Origin of the sequence: Limnohabitans radicicola (genome assembly GCF_014837235.1) — a bacterium.
GTDB lineage: Bacteria > Pseudomonadota > Gammaproteobacteria > Burkholderiales > Burkholderiaceae_C > Limnohabitans_A > Limnohabitans_A radicicola.
The window spans coordinates 508,319-524,392 of record NZ_JACYFT010000002.1 but is presented as its reverse complement, the minus strand read 5'-3'; the positions used below and the strand labels follow the sequence as shown (position 1 = coordinate 524,392).

Sequence of the window (16,074 nt, the reverse complement as noted above, 5' to 3'; positions counted from 1 at the left end):
GCGGGGGGTGTTTCTGCTTTTTTCGCCATGAAACTGCCCACGCTCACCCTCGGTCAACGCTTCAGCCTGCCCCGCCCGGCGGGCTCGGCCGATGCCGTGCTGCTGGCCAAACTGGCCGAGCGCGAAAAGAAAGCGGGCAAGCTCACCGCCATCGTCACCGCCGACGCGGGTGACGCCCAGCGCCTGATGGACGAGCTGGTGTTTTTTGCCCCCGATCTGCGCTGCGTGATGTTCCCCGACTGGGAAACCCTGCCGTATGACACCTTCTCGCCGCACCAGGACCTGATTTCCGAACGTCTGGCCACGCTCTGGCGCATCAAGCAACGCAACCACGCCGAGAGCGCCGATGTGGTGCTGGTGCCCGCCACCACCGCTCTGTACCGGCTGGCGCCGCCGTCCTTTTTGGCGGGTTACACCTTCGAGTTCAAGGTCAAGCAAAAGCTCGACGAAGCGCAACTCAAGGCCCAGCTCACGCTGGCGGGTTACTCGCACGTCAGCCAAGTGGTCAGCCCCGGCGAATACGCGGTGCGCGGCGGCTTGATCGACCTGTTCCCCATGGGCTCTTTGGTGCCTTACCGGGTGGATTTGTTTGACGACGAGATCGACAGCATCCGCACCTTTGACCCCGACAGCCAGCGCAGCCTCTACCCCGTACCCGAAGTGCGCCTGCTGCCCGGGCGCGAGTTCCCGATGGACGAGGCGGCCCGTGCGCGATTCAGGAGCCGCTGGCGCGAGCTGCTCGAAGGCGACCCGACCAAGAGCCGCATCTACAAAGACATGGGCAACGGCGTGGCCACGGCGGGCATCGAGTACTACCTGCCTCTGTTTTTTGAAGAAACCGCCACGGTGTTTGATTACCTGGGCGCTGGCCAGGCCGATGCCGCCACCGTGGTGCTGCACGGCGATCTGGAGCCCGCCTTTCAGCGCTTTTGGCAAGACACCCGCGACCGCTACCGCCTGGTGCAGGGTGACCCCGAGCGGCCTGTGCTGCCGCCCGATGCGCTGTTTTTGAGCGCGGAGCAGTTCTACGGTCTGAGCAAGCAACACGCCCAATTGGCCCTGCGCGCTGGCACCAGCGACGTGGCCGACAACACCCTGGCCCAGCCCTTGCCCGAGTTGACGGTGGTTCGCGGCGCCGAAGACCCGCTGTCGCGCTTGCAAGCGCACATCCGCAGCAGCGCCAGCCGGGTGCTGATCCTGGCTGAGAGCGATGGCCGCCGTGAGAGCCTGCTCGACTTTGTGCGCTCCAGCGGGCTCACGCCGCCTGTGTTTGACAGCCTGCAAGAGTTTTTGGCCAGCGACGAAAAAATCGGCATGGCCACGGCCGCGCTGGTCAGCGGTTTCCATTGGTTCGAACACAACATCGACCTGGTCACCGAAACCGAACTGTTTGCCGCAGGCCCCACCACCCGCCGCCGCAAAAAGCAGGAGCAAGTCAGCGATGTGGAAGCGCTGATCAAAGACCTGAGCGAGCTGAATGTGGGTGATCCGGTGGTGCACAGTGCCCACGGCATTGGCCGCTACCGAGGCCTGGTCAACATGGACATGGGCCAGAAAAACGAAGACGGCTCGCCCGCCTTGCAGGAGTTTTTGCACCTCGAATACGCCGACCAAGCCACGCTCTATGTGCCCGTGAGCCAGCTGCAATTGATTGGCCGCTACACGGGCGTGAGCGCAGACGAAGCGCCACTGCACAAGCTGGGCAGTGGCCAGTGGGAAAAAGCCAAGCGCCGCGCCGCTGAGCAGGTGCGCGACGCCGCAGCCGAACTGCTCAACATCTACGCCCGCCGCGCCGCGCGCGAAGGTCACGCCTTCCGATACAGCCCGCAAGACTACGAAACCTTTGCCAACGACTTCGGTTTTGAAGAAACCGCCGACCAGAAAGCCGCCATCCACTGCGTGATCCAGGACATGATCAGCCCCCGCCCCATGGACCGCCTGGTCTGTGGCGATGTGGGTTTCGGCAAGACCGAGGTCGCGCTGCGGGCCGCTTTTGTGGCGGTGACGGGTGGCAAACAGGTCGCTTTGCTCGCGCCCACCACGCTGCTGGCCGAGCAGCACTACCAGACGCTCAAAGACCGCTTTGCCAAATGGCCCGTCAAGGTGGCCGAGATCTCGCGTTTCCGATCCACCAAGGAGGTCAACGCGGCCATGAAAGGCATCGAGGACGGCACGGTGGACATCGTGGTCGGCACGCACAAGCTGCTGTCTGAAAAGACGCAGTTCAAGAACCTGGGCCTCTTGATCATTGACGAAGAACACCGCTTTGGCGTGCGCCACAAGGAGGCCATGAAGCAGCTGCGCGCCGAGGTCGACGTGCTCACCCTGACGGCCACACCCATCCCCCGTACCATGGGAATGGCCCTCGAAGGTCTGCGCGACCTGAGCGTGATCGCCACCGCGCCGCAGCGCCGCCTGGCGATCAAGACCTTTGTGCGCAACGAAGGCACGGGCGTGATCCGCGAGGCGGTGCTGCGCGAGCTCAAGCGCGGCGGACAGTGCTACTTTTTGCACAACGAGGTCGAAACCATCGAGAACCGCAAGCAAAAGCTCGAAGAAATCTTGCCCGAAGCGCGTATCGCCGTCGCCCACGGCCAAATGCCTGAGCGCGAATTGGAGCGTGTGATGCGCGACTTTGTGGCCCAGCGCTACAACATCCTGCTTTGCTCGACCATCATCGAGACCGGCATCGACGTGCCCACGGCCAACACCATCGTGATCTCTCGCGCCGACAAATTCGGCCTGGCCCAGCTGCACCAACTGCGCGGGCGCGTGGGTCGCTCGCACCACCAAGCCTATGCGTATTTGATGGTGCCCGAGATCGAAGGCCTGACCAAACAAGCCGCCCAGCGCCTCGACGCCATCCAGCAAATGGAAGAACTGGGCAGCGGCTTTTACCTGGCCATGCACGACCTGGAAATCCGCGGCGCGGGCGAGGTGCTCGGCGAAAACCAGAGCGGCAACATGCTCGAAGTGGGCTTTCAGCTCTACAACGAAATGCTGTCCGAAGCGGTGCGCAGCCTGAAAGCGGGCAAAGAACCTGACTTGCTCAGCCCCTTGTCGGTCACCACCGACATCAACCTGCACGCCCCGGCCCTGCTGCCCAACGACTACTGCGGCGATGTGCACCTGCGCCTGAGCTTTTACAAAAAGCTGGCCACCGCCAAAACCAGCGACCAGATCGACGCCCTGCTCGAAGAACTGGTGGACCGCTTTGGCAAGCTGCCCCCGCAGGCGCAGACCCTGGTGGATGTGCACCGCCTGCGCGTGCTGACCCAGCCTTATGGTGTCATCAAGGTCGATGCCGCGCCCGGTGTCATTCAGATCACATTCAAGCCCAACCCGCCCTTGGACCCCATGGCCATCATCGGCCTGATCCAGAAGAACAAACACATCAAGCTGGCGGGCAACGACAAATTGCGGATCGAGCGCGAACTGCCCGACCCCAAGGCCCGGGCACAGATGGTGCGGGATGTGCTGCGGAGTTTGGGGCAACCCAAGACCGAAACCGCCGCGGCCTGAGCCCCTTCAACGATCTTCGATAATCCTGATCCATGACCACCGCCACCTCCTGCCCCAACTCATCCCCCACCGAGTTTGCCCCTGGCCTTGCTATTCAGGGCATCACCGCTCCCCTGTCACTGTCCCAGTTCAAGCTGATCGCGTTTGACATGGACTCCACGCTCATCAGCATCGAGTGCATCGACGAAATCGCTGACACCGTGGGCCGCAAGGCCGAGGTGGCGGCCATCACCGAAGCCGCCATGCGCGGCGAGATCACCGACTTCAAAGAAAGCCTGCGCCGCCGTCTGGCCCTGCTCAAGGGTGTGACGCTGGCCGACATGGAGCGCGTTTATACCGAGCGTCTGAAGATCAACCCCGGCGCGGCCGAGCTGATCGCGGCCTGCCAAAAGGTGGGCATGAAGGTGCTGCTGGTCTCGGGCGGCTTCACCTTCTTTGCCGACCGCGTGAAAGAACGTCTGAACATCGACTTCGCCCGTTCCAACCAACTGGAGATGGTGGGTGGCGAGCTCACGGGCGGCCTGGTCACGCAAAGCTGGGGCGATATTTGCGACGGTGCAGAAAAACGTCGCACCTTGCTCGAAGTCGCGTCGCTGCTGGGCATTGCGCCACACGAGTGCATCGCCATGGGCGACGGCGCCAACGACCTGCCGATGATGGGTGCTGCGGGTTTGTCGGTGGCATATCACGCCAAACCCAAAGTGCGTGAGCAGGCAATGGTCGCGATCAGTGAAGGCGGGCTGGACCGTTTGCTGGAAGTCGTTCAGGCCTGAGCGTTTCTGCCGAGGCTCCATCGCGACGGGGGCGTCGCTCCTACAGCTTTGTGGCAGCCCGCCCTCGGGGCGATGGCTTGTGGTCTGCGGGCGCACTTCGCGGCGAGGGCGCCGCTCCTACACAGGGCCTCAGCGGCGCAGAGGCCGCAGCAGGTCTTTCAGGCCGTTGTGGTCGATCTCCTGCATGAGCTGCAGCAATCGGCCCACCTCGCCCTTGGGGAAGCCCTCGCGGGCGAACCAGTTGAGGTAGTTGCCCGGCAAGTCGGCGATCAGAACGCCCTTGTGCTTGCCAAAGGGCATGGGCGTGTTGACAAGTTTGAGCAGGTCTTCGGCTTGCATGACTGCGCTCTCACACACCGCCCCAGAGCCATTCACGAACACGCGCATGAAACGCCTCGGGTCGCGAGATCATCACCCAATGTCCGCAAGGCAAGCCTTGCACCGCACTGCCAGGCGAGGCGGTCACTTTCTCCAGCCATTTGGCCGAATGGAACATGAAGGGTTTGCGTTCGCCGTAGAGGTAGAGCAGCGGCATGGGCAACTGGACTTGCGCCGCGCCCTTGAACCCACCCGCCGTGCCAAACCACTGCATGGCGTAGGGGTAGTTCATCTTGTGGGTGATGCGCTCAGGCTCGGTCGGGCAACGCAGCCAGCGCGCCATGGCGCGCGTCATGCGCGTGCCAAGGCAGCCGCCGATGGCCCAGGCCAGGGCCAGCCACACCTGGTAGCCCATCACGGAAAGTTTTTCCTTGACGCCCCAGCTGCGCAGCAAGGCTCCCGAGTTGTGGTCGCCCACGTCCACCGCCACCACGCGGGCCACCCGCTCGGCGTGGCGCATGGCGAATTGGTAGCCAAAAATGCAACCCCAGTCGTGCAGCATCAAGGTCACGGGTTTGTCGGGGCTGATGCGGTCAACGATCTGGCGCAGCAGTTGGCACATGTCGTACAGGCTGGTGGCCGAGGGGCCTGACTCAAAGCCCGGCAGCGTCAAGCGCGCACAAGTGGCACGGTCCTGCAGGGCGGCCACGGTGCCTTCCCACAGCGCACGGGTGTCGGGCCAGCCGTGCAGCATGAGGATGACTTCGTCACCCTGCCCTTGCAGCCAGACCTCGGTGCCGTTGACGGTGATGCAAAGTTCGTTGCTCATGAGGTTTCAATGCCGGTTTTCTGTGGGAGCCCCGCCCTCGGGGCGATGGATTAAGGACTGCTTGGCCTTTATCGCGGCGGGGACGCCGCTCCTACACGAGGCAAACTCAATCCAGCGCCTTGGCCAGACGAGAGACACCTTCGAGGATCTTGTCTTCGCCCACCGTGGCAAAGCTCAGGCGGAAGGTGGCGTGGTCGGGGTTGGCGCAAAAGAACGGGCTGCCCGGCACGAAAGCCACGCCCTGCTCAATGGCGCGTTTGGCGTAGACATTGCCGTCAGCCAGCTTGCCGCCTGCCCCGGTGAGGCGCGCCCAGACGAACAGGCCGCCCTGGGGCTGCACAAACTCGACCGCATCGCCCAGTTCGCGGCGCAGCGCATTGCCCATGGTTTGGGCGCGCTGGGCGTACACGGCACGCACTTTGTCCAGCGTGGCAGGCATGCGACCCGCCAACAGGTATTGCGCGGCCGTGGCCTGGGCAAAGGTGCTGGTGTGCGCGTCGCTGAACTGCTTGCACATGGTGGCACGGGCCAGCAAGTCGGCAGGCGCGATCATCCAGCCCACGCGCAGGCCGGGTGACAGCACTTTGGAGAGAGACCCGCAATGCACCAACAGCTCGCGGCTGCCGGGCACGGATGCACTCATGGCCAGCACGCTGGGCGGTGGCGCTTCGCCAAAGTACAGGTCGCCATAAGGGTCGTCTTCGACGATCAGGGTCTGGTGCTTCACCGCCATCTCCAGCACCTGTTGGCGGCGCTCGGCGCTGAGCAAGGCGCCGCTCGGGTTGCCAAAGGTGGGGATCAAATACACAAACTTGGGTTTGTGCTCAGCAATCAGTTTTTCCAGCTCGTCGGTCTTGACGCCGTCGCCGTCCACCGGGGCACTGATCAGTTCCGCCCCATACAAACGGAAGCACTGGATGGTGGCAAGGAACGTCGGGCCTTCCACAATCACCTTGTCGCCGGGGCTGATCATGGTTTTGCCGATCAAATCGAGCGCCTGCTGGCTGCCGGTGGTCACGATCAGCTGGTCGGGGGCCACCTCCTTGGCCCCTTTTTGGCCCATGAAGTGGGCCAGTTGCTCGCGCAAGGGGCCAAAGCCTTCGGTCGCGCCGTACTGCAGGGCCGCGCCCGGGTCTTGGGCCAAGGCAGCATTGCTGGCTTCACGGATGCCGTCCACGTCGAACATGGCACTGTCGGGAAAGCCGCCTGCAAAACTGATGATGCCGGGCTTGCCCAGGAGTTTGAACAGCTCGCGGATGGCGGAGGTTTCGACGTTGTTCAGGCGATCGGCAAATTGCAAAGACATGGTGGTGTATCTTCCCGGGTTGAATTGGCCCTCATTTTGCCAACATACAGACGCCATGAAGCCCGCACAGATCGAATCTTTTTTTGCCACCCTGCAAGCCGCCAACCCCATGCCCGTGACAGAGCTGGAATACACCAGCGTGTTCGAGCTGCTGGCAGCCGTGCTGCTGTCGGCCCAAGCCACCGATGTGGGTGTGAACAAGGCCACGCGCAAGCTGTTTCCCGTGGCGGGCACGCCGCAAAAGATCCTGCACCTGGGTCTGGAAGGGCTGGAGGGTTACATCAAGACGATTGGCCTGTACCGCAGCAAGGCCAAACACCTGATGGAAACCTGCCGCATCTTGATAGAACAACACGGCGGCCAAGTGCCCCGCACACGCGAAGAACTCGAAGCCCTGCCGGGTGTGGGCCGCAAAACCGCCAATGTGGTGCTCAACGTGGCCTTTGGCCAGCCCACCATGGCGGTGGACACGCACATCTTCCGCCTGGGCAACCGCACGGGCCTCGCCCCAGGCAAAACACCCCTCGAAGTCGAGCAAAAGCTGCTCCAGCGCATTCCGGCCAAGTACCTGGTCGATGCCCACCATTGGCTGATCCTGCACGGGCGCTATGTGTGCCAGGCGCGCAAACCGCTGTGCGGGCAGTGTGCGGTGGCGGCGTTTTGCGACTTCAAACCCAAGACGGTGGCCTAGGAGCCTGTAGCAGCCTCCAAAGGAGGCCTTTGGTAATCGACTCCAAGCCGAAGACCGCCTGAGCGGCGGGTAAAATTCAAGGCCCTCCTCCAACCGGAGCAGCCCCTTTTGGACACGAGCGCTCAGCGCCCTTTGTCCGGCTGACCCGCATATTCAAGTCCAAGCCCATTTGCTCATGACGCGAGCCCTGCCGCGCGCCCACATCCACAGCTCCAGACTGGTGCGTTTTCTGAGTGAAAACGCCCTGCTCGATGCTGCGCCACGCACGGAAGATGTGGGGCAAAGGCTGGGCGACTGGCTGGACTTTCGCCAGGCCATTGCCTTGCACGGGGTGCTGAACCCCGACCACCCGGCACAGGCCGCAACGCCCTCGCACACGCCAGCACGGACGCCCGCTCTGACGCCCGACGCCTTGCGGCAGCACGTCACCCGGGTGCGGGCATCGCTGGAGCAATCCATCCTGCAAGGCGCGCCGCCCGGCTCAGGCCTCACCCGCATCGACATGCCCCCGGCCGAACTGGACGAGCCCATCGAGCCCAAGACCGCCTTCGAACCTTACCGCCGCTTTCAGGCCGCCCACCAGCGGCAGATGGAAAGCGTGGTGCGCACCTTGCGCGCACAGGTCCGCTCGCAGCTGGCCAAAAGCACCCCTGCCTTGCAGCAACTGGCCACGCTCGACGCCGCTTTCGAGAACATCCTGAGCGAGCGCGAAGCGATGCTGCTGGGCAAAGTCTCCAGACTGCTGGAAAAACGCTTTGCCCAGGGCCTCAAGCAACACCTCAAACAACACACCGACGAGGCGGCTCCAGCGCATGACAAACCCCTGGCCTGGCTGATGCCGATCCGCCAGGCCATGCGCACCGCCTTGCTGGCCGAGCTGGATGCACGTTTGCAACCCACGCTCGGTCTGGTCGAAGCCTTCCACGCCCAAAACGCACAAGAACAATGAAACGCTATTCCTTTGAAACCGCCTTCGGGCTCGGTGCCCTGGCCGTCCTGTGGGTCGCCGCCTCTGTAGCAGGCAGCCATTACCTCGTCCTGGTGATGACCGTCTTGATCGGCGCGGTCTATGTCTTTGGTGCACTGGAGTTGCGCCAATACCGCGCAGCCACCCAGGGCTTGTCGCAGGCGCTGAACCAGGTGCCACAGGGGCTGGAGAGCCTGAGCGACTGGCTGAGCCAAGTGCCTGCCGCGCTGCAAAACCCGGTGCGCCAGCGTGTGGAGGGTGAGCGCACAGGCCTGCCCGCCCCGGCGCTGACGCCTTACCTGGTCGGCCTCTTGGTCATGCTGGGCATGCTGGGCACTTTCCTGGGCATGGTGGTCACGCTCAACGGCGCGGTCTTTGCGCTCGAAGGCAGCAACAACATTGCCGGCATCCGTGCGGCGTTCTCTGAACCCATCAAGGGTCTGGGGCTGGCGTTTGGCACCTCGGTAGCGGGTGTCGCCACCTCGGCCATGCTGGGCCTCATGAGCAGCCTGGCCAGGCGCGAGCGCGCACAGGTGGCCCAACAACTGGACGGCCAGATCGCCAGCAGCCTGCGCAGCTTCTCGCTCGCCCACCAGCGGCAGGAAACCTTCAAGGCCCTGCAGCAGCAGTCGCAAGCCTTGCCGCAGGTGGTGAGCCAGTTGCAGGCCATGATGGCGCAGATGGCCCAGACCAGCCAGCAGCTCGGGGACCAGCTGATGGCCCACCAGCAAAGCTTCCACCAGGAAGTGCGCGCCGCTTACACGGGCCTCGCGCAATCGGTGGACCAGTCGCTGCGCACCAGCCTGAGCCAGAGCATGCAGGCGGCCAGCGACGGCATTCGCCCAGTGGTGCAAGCGACCATGGCGCAGTTGGCCGAGCAGGCCCAAAGCATGAACGAGCGCCTCCTGCTGAACACCCAGCAGCAACTGGGCGAACTCAACACCCAGATGGCGAACACTGCCGCTGCCCTGGCGCAGACCAGCGCCGACACGCTCAGCCGCCACGAACTGGCCAGCGCCCGCATGACCGAACGCGTTGGCCAGACGCTGGACGCCTTCAGCCAGAATTTCGAGCGCAGCGCCCAAGGCCTGGTTGAGCAGGTCAGCGCCGCACAAGCGCAACAGCTGGCCCTGCAAAGCAGCGCCGACCAGCAGCGCCTGCAGGCCTGGCAAGCCTCGCTGGAGCAGTCGGCCTCAGCACTCCACAGCCAGATGCAGACCACGGGCACGCAGACCCTGGCGCAGCAGCAAGCCATTTGCGATGCACTGGGCGAAACCGCCCAGGCCATTCAGACCCACGCCCAAAGCCACGCCAGCCAGACGCTGGCCAACATCACCCAGCTGCACGATGAACGGGCTGCCGCTGACCAAGCTCGCCTGGATGCCTGGAAGGCCTCGCTCGAAGCCACTGCCGCCAGCCTCGGCCAGCAATGGCAAAGCGCAGGCGCGCAGACGCTGGCACAGCAACAGGCCATTTGCGACACCCTGAGCCGCACGGCGCAGGAGATCACCACCCACACCCAAACCCAGGCCACCCAGACCCTGGCCGAAGTCACGCGCCTGATGGCCAGCAGCGAAGCGCTGATGCGCGAGCGCATCGCCTCCGAAGCGCAGTGGGCTGCAGCGCACCAGCAGCGCGCCCAGGAGCTGGCCGCAGTGCTGCGCGAAGAACTGTCGGCCCTGCGCGACCAGGAAACCGAACGCGGCGACGCCGCCGTGGCGCGCCTGGCCGAGCTGCAAAACGCGGTGACCACCCACCTGACCACGCTGGGCACGGCACTTGAAGACCCGATCACCCGCCTGATCGAAACCGCCTCCGAAGCGCCCAAGGCCGCGGCCGAAGTCATTGGCCAGCTGCGCCAGGAGATTTCGGTCAGCGTGGCGCGGGACAACGCCTTGCTGGAAGAGCGCACCCGCATCTTGGGCACGCTCAGCACACTGCTCGACGCGATCAACCACGCATCCACCGAACAACGCGGCGTGATCGACGCGCTGGTGACGTCGAGCCAGGCCTCGCTGGCCGAGGCCAGCAGCCAATTCCACGACCATGTGGCCGCCGAGACCAGCAAGCTGGGCGACATCGCCGCGCAGGTCACCGCCAGCGCGGTGGACGTGGCCAGCCTGGGCGAGACCTTCGCGTTTGCGGTGCGCTCGTTCAGCGACACCAACGACAAGCTCATGGGCAACCTGCAGCGCATCGAGGCAGCGATCAACCAGTCGATGACGCGCAGCGACGAACAACTGGCCTATTACGTGGCCCAGGCCCGCGAGATCATCGACCTGAGCATCCACAGCCAGAAAGACGTGCTCGAAGCCCTGCAACAGCGCCAGTCTGAGGGAACAGCCTGATGCTTGACCACGACGCCGACGTCGAGTCCTCCGCGCCGACCTGGATCTCGTTTGCCGACCTGATGACCGGTCTGCTGGGGGCCTTTGTGCTCTTGCTGGTGGGCGTCATGGCCACGCAGCTGGAGATGGCCTCCAAACTCGAAGACGAGGTGCAAAAGCGCCAGGTGGAAGAGCAAAAGCGCCTCTCGCTGGAGCAGGCCCTGGCCATTCCGCTGGCCAGTGGCCGCATCACCCTGAACAACGGCCGCATCGGCATCAGCGGCAAACTGCTGTTTGAGCTGAACTCCGACAAGCTCGAGCCCCAAGGCCGCCAACTGCTCAAGAGCCTGGTGCTGCCGCTGCGCAGCTATCTGCAGTCGCGCGAAGAAATCCTGATGGTCAGCGGCTTCACCGACGACCAGACCATCAAAAGCCGCAACCGCCAGTTCGCCGACAACTGGGAGCTGTCGGCCCAACGGGCACTGACGGTGACGCGCACCCTGATCGAAGAAGGCATGCCGTCTTCGATGCTGTTTGCCGCCGCCTTTGGCCAGGAGCAGCCCTTGGTGGCGAACACCAACGAAAAAGCCCGCGCTCAAAACCGCCGCGTGGAAATGGCCCCTGTGCCCAAAGCGGCCAACACCGCCGCCGCCAAGCCATGAACCCCGATGTGCTGAGCACCCTGGACGCCCTGCGGGCAGCGGGTGCTCCACGTTTTGACGCCGTGGGCTGGCACTACATCGAGACGCTGGCTGGCCGCACCCAGACGCAGTCCGGTGCGGCGCAAGCGCTGCTGACCCGCAAACTGCAGCAAAGCCTGGACAACCTGCACCAGCGCATGAAAGCAGCGGCACAAGCCACCCAGACCGCCAAAGCCAGCAGCGCATCGTCACCCTTGGCCACCTTGCTGCAAGAGCTCAAAGCGCAGGACCAGAGCGATACCCACCCCATCAGCAACGCCTGGCGTTCGGAGAATCCCCGCATCCAGCAGTTTCGCCAGCAGCTGAGCCAGATCAGCGTGCAAAAGCAGGTCACCCAGGCCATCGCCCAAGCGCCGCAAAACGCCGGGCCGATCAACTCCCACATGCTGGTGCTGCGCTCACTGGGGCTGATGCGCGGCATCTCCCCCGATTACCTCAACCGCTTCATGGTGCATGTGGACACGCTGCTGTGCCTGGACGAGGCCGACAAGGGCAAGGCACCCGCCAAAAAGGCCGGGGCCAAATCGCCCAAATGAAGTGTCCCTGAGCGCTCAGCTCAGGCCACAGGTGCAGGAAAGCCGTTGCGCCCCGGAAACTCGGGTGCCAAAGTCCGCGCATTGGGCATCTTGACCCACAGGCGCAGCATCTTGCGGTTCAGCTCGTGCACGCCGTGGTCTTCAAATTCATTGCGCGAGTGCAGCACGGCGTAGTTGTTGGCAAACTGCAGGTCACCGGGCTCCAGCATCATGCTCAGACGGAAGTCTTCGCGGTGCATGATCTCGTCAAACAAATCGAGTGCTTCGATTTCGACCTTGGACAGCGGCAAGCTGCGGATTTCATGGCCCAGTTCGATGTACTGGCGCAGGTAACGGCAGCTGAGCTTGCCCTCGTGGTGGCTGAAAATGGGCGAGAGGCTGGGCAGGTCTTCGCACAAGTGCGAGAAATACCAGGTGCGGTAATACAGGCCCAGGTACTCGGGGTGGTGCAGCAGGATCTCGTTGTAAATCGCCGCCACACTCACCAGCGAACTCAGCCCGCCCTGCTTGGCCTTGCGCAGACACAAAAGCCCCACCACATCCGACGGGTCCGAGTGGTAAGGCAAATACAGATTGGTTTCGTAGACGCGGGTGGTTTTTTTCGTCACATCGCCCACGTTCATGACCACACCCAGCAGGTCGCCCTTGGGGTTTTGCCGTACAGGCATGCCCATGTGCAGGCCAATGCCGTAGTACAGGATCTGGATGTCTTCTTCGCTGTAGCGCGCCACAGGCAGGCCACGCAGCACCAGAAAGCCCCGGCCGTTTTCCAGCTCGTCGCTGTACGCCACCAGGGCCTGCGCCCAGTCGCCCATCGGAAAGTCTTCGCGGCTGAAATTCGGAAACGTCAGCCCTTTGGCCTTGACGTGGGCCAAGGCCGCGTCCAGTGTGGCGATCACTTCGGGTGACAAGTGGTGCAGCCACGAGGTATCGCCCGCCATGTCAGCGCCCTTCCAGGCGGCGGGTCCGGTGATGGCTTGCTTGAGGATCAGGCTCATGGCGTTTCCTTGAAAAATTCAACGGCGCACAGGGCTGCATCGGCAGCATCGCGCAGGATGCATGAAAGTTTAGCGGGCTTTGCGTCGGCCTTTGCCAACCATGCCAGCGCCGCTTTCTGGGACTTTGCGAACGGTCAGGGCCTGTGGCAGGCGCACAATGGGACAGCCTTGCCAGGAGTCCGCATGCACCACATCCTGTCTAACCACCGAGCCGACCTCTCGACCATCGCCACCTGGGCCATGTTCAGCCGCGGTCTCGCACCCGAGTTCTCTGAAGCGGTGCAGCGGCAAGTGGCCAGCCTCCAAGGCCCGGCGGTCGAGGACGATGAAGCCATCCGCGATCTCACCGATCTGCCCTGGTGCTCGATCGACAACGACGACTCGCGCGATCTGGACCAGTTGAGCGCCATAGAGCCCCTGCACCAGAAACGAATCAGGGTCTACGTGGCCATTGCCTATGTCGATGCGCTGGTGAAAAAGGGCACACCGATCGACGCGCATGCACACCAGAACACCACCTCGGTCTACACCTCGGCTTTGACTTTCCCGATGCTGCCTGAGCACTTGTGCACCGACTGGACGTCGCTCAACCAGGACCAAGACCGCATCGCCATGGTGGTCGAGATGGCTTTCAGCGAGGATGGTGTGCTGCTGGAGTCGGCGATTTACCGGGCTTTGGTGCGCAACAAGGCGCAGCTGGCTTACGACGCGGTCTCGGCCTGGATCGAGAACTTGGGCGAGTTGCCTGAAGCGGCGCGTCGGGTCAAGGGCATGGACAAGCAGCTGCGCCTGCAAGACGAATTGGCGCAAAAACTGCGTGTTTTGCGCCGGGCGCAAGGCGCGCTGGAGTTCGAAACCTTCCAGCCCAAAGCCCTGTTTGACGGCGACAAGATCACCGACATCCAGCAGCAAGACCAAAACCGTGCCCGCCAGTTGATCGAGGAATTCATGATCGCCACCAATGGCTGCACAGCGCGGTTTCTCGCCGAGCACGGCTGCGCTTCGCTGCGGCGGGTGGTGCGCTCCCCCGAGCGCTGGCTGCGCATCGTCGACGTGGCCAAAGAGCACGGCAGCTACCTGCCCCTTGAGCCCGATGGCCAAGCCCTCGAAAGCTTTCTGGCCAAACAGCACCAAAAAGACCCCCTGCGTTTCCCGGACCTGTCGCTGGTGATTGTGAAACTGATGGGTTCAGGGGAATACGCAGTGGAACGCCCTGGCCACAGCCCCATTGGCCATTTCGGCTTGGCCGTGCGCGATTACCTGCACTCCACCGCCCCCAATCGGCGCTACCCGGACCTGATCACGCAACGCTTGATCAAGTCCGTGCTGACCGGCACCAAGCGGCCTTACAGTGTTCATGAACTGACCGAACTGGCGAGCCATTGCACCGCGCAAGAAGATGCCGCCCAGAAGATTGAGCGGCAAGTGCGCAAGTCGGAAGCCGCATTGCTGCTGCATTCGCGCATAGGCCAGCGTTTCAGCGGTGTGGTCACGGGCATCAGCGATCAGGGCACATGGGTGCGCATTTTTGAGCCACCCGCCGAGGGCCGACTCACCGGGGTACTGCCCCCACTGAAAGTCGGGCAAACCCTGCAGGTGAAACTGGTGTCCACCTCGGTCGAACGCGGTTTCATCGATTTCGTCTGCTTGCGCTGAACCTCATTGAGTGGCCTGCGGGCCAAGCATGGCCGATGGGTCGAGCCACCGATCGAGCTGGGCCTGCGTTGCGCACCCCAGCGAAAGCGCAGCCTCGGTCAGTGACGTGTTGTTGTCCAAGGCCAGCCTGGCCACCTGTGCGGCCCGGTCATGGCCGATGTGCGGCACCAGTGCGGTGACCAGCATCAGCGAACGCTGCAGGTGTTCGCGCATTTTTAAAGGCTGCGCCTCAACGCCCCGCACGCAGTACCGCTCAAAACTGCCCATGCCGTCGCCCAGCAGACGGATGCTCTGCAGCAGGTTGTGGGCCAGCAAGGGTTTGTAGACGTTGAGCTCGAAATGCCCCGAGGCGGCGCCAATGCCGATGGCCACATCGTTGCCCATCACCTGTGCGCACAGCATGGTCAAAGCTTCGCACTGCGTGGGGTTGACCTTGCCCGGCATGATGGAGCTGCCCGGCTCGTTGTCGGGCAGCCGGATCTCTCCCAGCCCGGAGCGCGGCCCCGAGGCGAGCCAGCGGATGTCGTTGGCGATCTTGGTGAGCGCCACCGCCAGCGTCTTGAGCTGGCCATGCACGGCCACCAGGGCATCGTGTGCGGCCAGGGCAGCAAATTTGTTGTCGGCGCTTTCAAACGGCATGGCGTACACCCGGGCGAGTTCAGCGGCGACGCGCTGACCGAATTGAGGATGGGTGTTCAATCCCGTGCCGACCGCCGTGCCCCCAATGGCCAAAGGGTACAACCCGTCCATCGCCGTCTGCAGACGCAAGCGGGCTTGGGCCAGCTGGGCCACATAGCCCGAAAACTCCTGGCCCAGCGTGATCGGTGTGGCGTCTTGCAGATGGGTTCGCCCCAGTTTGAGGTAAGCGGCAAACGCCTGCGAACGCTCCTGCAAACTCGCATGCAAACGGTCCAGCGCTGGCAACAGCTGGGTCGACAGGCCCAAAGCGGCCGCCAGGTGCATGGCCGTCGGAAAAACATCGTTGGACGATTGCCCCAGGTTCACTTCGTCATGGGGGTGCACCAGACGTCCCTGACCACGCGGGCCGCCCAGGTACTCCGAGGCCCGGTTGGCCAGCACCTCATTCATGTTCATGTGGGTCTGGGTCCCCGAGCCCGTCTGCCAGACGGACAAGGGGAACTCTGCTTCGTGTCGCCCAGCCATGACTTCTTCGGCCGCCGCCACGATGGCGCGCACTTTCTGTGCGGGCAACAGCCCCAGATCGCCGTTGACCTGGGCACACGCCCGCTTGACCGACGCCAGGGCATGGATCAGCGCCACAGGCATGCGTTCGGTGGAAATATCGAAATGCACCAAGGCACGCTGTGTCTGTGCACCCCACAGGCGTTGGGCGTCGACCTGGACCGCCCCCAGCGCATCGAATTCCTCACGGGTGGTGGGCATGCGCGATGCTCCGGCTTGTTGGCGGACCGATCACCACAACAGCGTC

Annotated in this window: 13 protein-coding genes; 8 read left to right on the top strand and 5 right to left on the bottom strand. The window is 63.6% G+C overall.

From position 1 onward, the window contains the following. Nucleotides 1-27 precede the first annotated feature (27 nt). Both mfd and serB read left to right on the top strand, forming a co-directional pair. The gene (gene mfd, locus IC609_RS10305; RefSeq protein WP_191819407.1) at nucleotides 28-3,522 is read left to right on the top strand and encodes a transcription-repair coupling factor; all 3,495 of its coding nucleotides are present in this window, start codon (nucleotides 28-30) and stop codon (nucleotides 3,520-3,522) included. Between the two features lie 32 nt (nucleotides 3,523-3,554). Further along, a complete protein-coding gene (serB, locus tag IC609_RS10300) occupies nucleotides 3,555-4,295 on the top strand; it encodes a phosphoserine phosphatase SerB (protein WP_191819406.1) in 741 nt (246 codons plus the stop codon). A gap of 129 nt (nucleotides 4,296-4,424) precedes the next feature. Here serB and IC609_RS10295 read toward each other — a convergent pair whose 3' ends face one another. The 3 genes from IC609_RS10295 to IC609_RS10285 all read right to left on the bottom strand — a co-directional run bounded on the left by IC609_RS10295 (nucleotide 4,425) and on the right by IC609_RS10285 (nucleotide 6,748). Then, the gene (locus IC609_RS10295) at nucleotides 4,425-4,634 is read right to left on the bottom strand and encodes a DUF3820 family protein (protein WP_191819405.1); all 210 of its coding nucleotides are present in this window, start codon (nucleotides 4,632-4,634) and stop codon (nucleotides 4,425-4,427) included. Nucleotides 4,635-4,644: 10 nt separating this feature from the next. Further along, nucleotides 4,645-5,442, bottom strand: coding sequence for an alpha/beta fold hydrolase (locus IC609_RS10290; protein ID WP_191819404.1), 798 nt, complete (start codon nucleotides 5,440-5,442; stop codon nucleotides 4,645-4,647). 106 nt (nucleotides 5,443-5,548) lie between these two features. Beyond that, complete coding sequence (locus IC609_RS10285; protein ID WP_191819403.1) at nucleotides 5,549-6,748, bottom strand: aminotransferase-like domain-containing protein; 1,200 nt, start codon at nucleotides 6,746-6,748, stop codon at nucleotides 5,549-5,551. Nucleotides 6,749-6,803: 55 nt separating this feature from the next. Between IC609_RS10285 and nth the strand changes: the two genes are divergently transcribed. From nth to IC609_RS10260, 5 genes are all read left to right on the top strand, one after another. Further along, nucleotides 6,804-7,439, top strand: coding sequence for an endonuclease III (nth, locus tag IC609_RS10280; RefSeq protein WP_191819402.1), 636 nt, complete (start codon nucleotides 6,804-6,806; stop codon nucleotides 7,437-7,439). A gap of 175 nt (nucleotides 7,440-7,614) precedes the next feature. Next, nucleotides 7,615-8,388, top strand: a complete 774-nt coding sequence (locus IC609_RS10275; protein WP_191819401.1) for a DUF3348 family protein — start codon at nucleotides 7,615-7,617, stop codon at nucleotides 8,386-8,388. Next, a complete protein-coding gene (locus IC609_RS10270; RefSeq protein ID WP_225224112.1) occupies nucleotides 8,385-10,754 on the top strand; it encodes a DUF802 domain-containing protein in 2,370 nt (789 codons plus the stop codon). The genes IC609_RS10275 and IC609_RS10270 overlap by 4 nt, the downstream gene beginning before the upstream one ends. After that, a complete protein-coding gene (locus tag IC609_RS10265) occupies nucleotides 10,754-11,395 on the top strand; it encodes an OmpA family protein (RefSeq protein WP_191819400.1) in 642 nt (213 codons plus the stop codon). The genes IC609_RS10270 and IC609_RS10265 overlap by 1 nt, the downstream gene beginning before the upstream one ends. After that, nucleotides 11,392-11,970, top strand: a complete 579-nt coding sequence (locus IC609_RS10260) for a DUF2894 domain-containing protein (protein ID WP_191819399.1) — start codon at nucleotides 11,392-11,394, stop codon at nucleotides 11,968-11,970. Before IC609_RS10265 ends, IC609_RS10260 begins: the two co-directional genes overlap by 4 nt. Nucleotides 11,971-11,990: 20 nt before the next feature. Here the strand turns inward: IC609_RS10260 and IC609_RS10255 are convergent, their stop codons facing one another. Further along, on the bottom strand, nucleotides 11,991-12,968 hold the full coding sequence (locus IC609_RS10255; protein WP_191819398.1) for a TauD/TfdA family dioxygenase: 978 nt from the start codon (nucleotides 12,966-12,968) through the stop codon (nucleotides 11,991-11,993). 57 nt (nucleotides 12,969-13,025) lie between these two features. On the opposite strand from IC609_RS10255, the gene IC609_RS10250 reads away from it, so the two are divergent. After that, nucleotides 13,026-14,624: an RNB domain-containing ribonuclease gene (locus tag IC609_RS10250; RefSeq protein ID WP_225224111.1), complete on the top strand. Its 1,599-nt coding sequence runs from the start codon at nucleotides 13,026-13,028 to the stop codon at nucleotides 14,622-14,624. A 3-nt stretch (nucleotides 14,625-14,627) separates the two neighbouring features. Here the strand turns inward: IC609_RS10250 and fumC are convergent, their stop codons facing one another. Then, the gene (gene fumC, locus IC609_RS10245; protein WP_191819397.1) at nucleotides 14,628-16,028 is read right to left on the bottom strand and encodes a class II fumarate hydratase; all 1,401 of its coding nucleotides are present in this window, start codon (nucleotides 16,026-16,028) and stop codon (nucleotides 14,628-14,630) included. Nucleotides 16,029-16,074: the final 46 nt, after the last annotated feature.

Excerpts from the sequence above, each read along its gene's own strand:
- mfd (WP_191819407.1), top strand. The coding sequence starts at position 28 with ATGAAACTGCCCACGCTCACCCTCGGTCAACGCTTCAGCCTGCCCCGC.
- serB (WP_191819406.1), top strand. The coding sequence starts at position 3,555 with ATGACCACCGCCACCTCCTGCCCCAACTCATCCCCCACCGAGTTTGCC.
- IC609_RS10295 (WP_191819405.1), bottom strand. The coding sequence starts at position 4,634 with ATGCAAGCCGAAGACCTGCTCAAACTTGTCAACACGCCCATGCCCTTT.
- IC609_RS10290 (WP_191819404.1), bottom strand. The coding sequence starts at position 5,442 with ATGAGCAACGAACTTTGCATCACCGTCAACGGCACCGAGGTCTGGCTG.
- IC609_RS10285 (WP_191819403.1), bottom strand. The coding sequence starts at position 6,748 with ATGTCTTTGCAATTTGCCGATCGCCTGAACAACGTCGAAACCTCCGCC.
- nth (WP_191819402.1), top strand. The coding sequence starts at position 6,804 with ATGAAGCCCGCACAGATCGAATCTTTTTTTGCCACCCTGCAAGCCGCC.
- IC609_RS10275 (WP_191819401.1), top strand. The coding sequence starts at position 7,615 with ATGACGCGAGCCCTGCCGCGCGCCCACATCCACAGCTCCAGACTGGTG.
- IC609_RS10270 (WP_225224112.1), top strand. The coding sequence starts at position 8,385 with ATGAAACGCTATTCCTTTGAAACCGCCTTCGGGCTCGGTGCCCTGGCC.
- IC609_RS10265 (WP_191819400.1), top strand. The coding sequence starts at position 10,754 with ATGCTTGACCACGACGCCGACGTCGAGTCCTCCGCGCCGACCTGGATC.
- IC609_RS10260 (WP_191819399.1), top strand. The coding sequence starts at position 11,392 with ATGAACCCCGATGTGCTGAGCACCCTGGACGCCCTGCGGGCAGCGGGT.
- IC609_RS10255 (WP_191819398.1), bottom strand. The coding sequence starts at position 12,968 with ATGAGCCTGATCCTCAAGCAAGCCATCACCGGACCCGCCGCCTGGAAG.
- IC609_RS10250 (WP_225224111.1), top strand. The coding sequence starts at position 13,026 with ATGCATGAAAGTTTAGCGGGCTTTGCGTCGGCCTTTGCCAACCATGCC.
- fumC (WP_191819397.1), bottom strand. The coding sequence starts at position 16,028 with ATGCCCACCACCCGTGAGGAATTCGATGCGCTGGGGGCGGTCCAGGTC.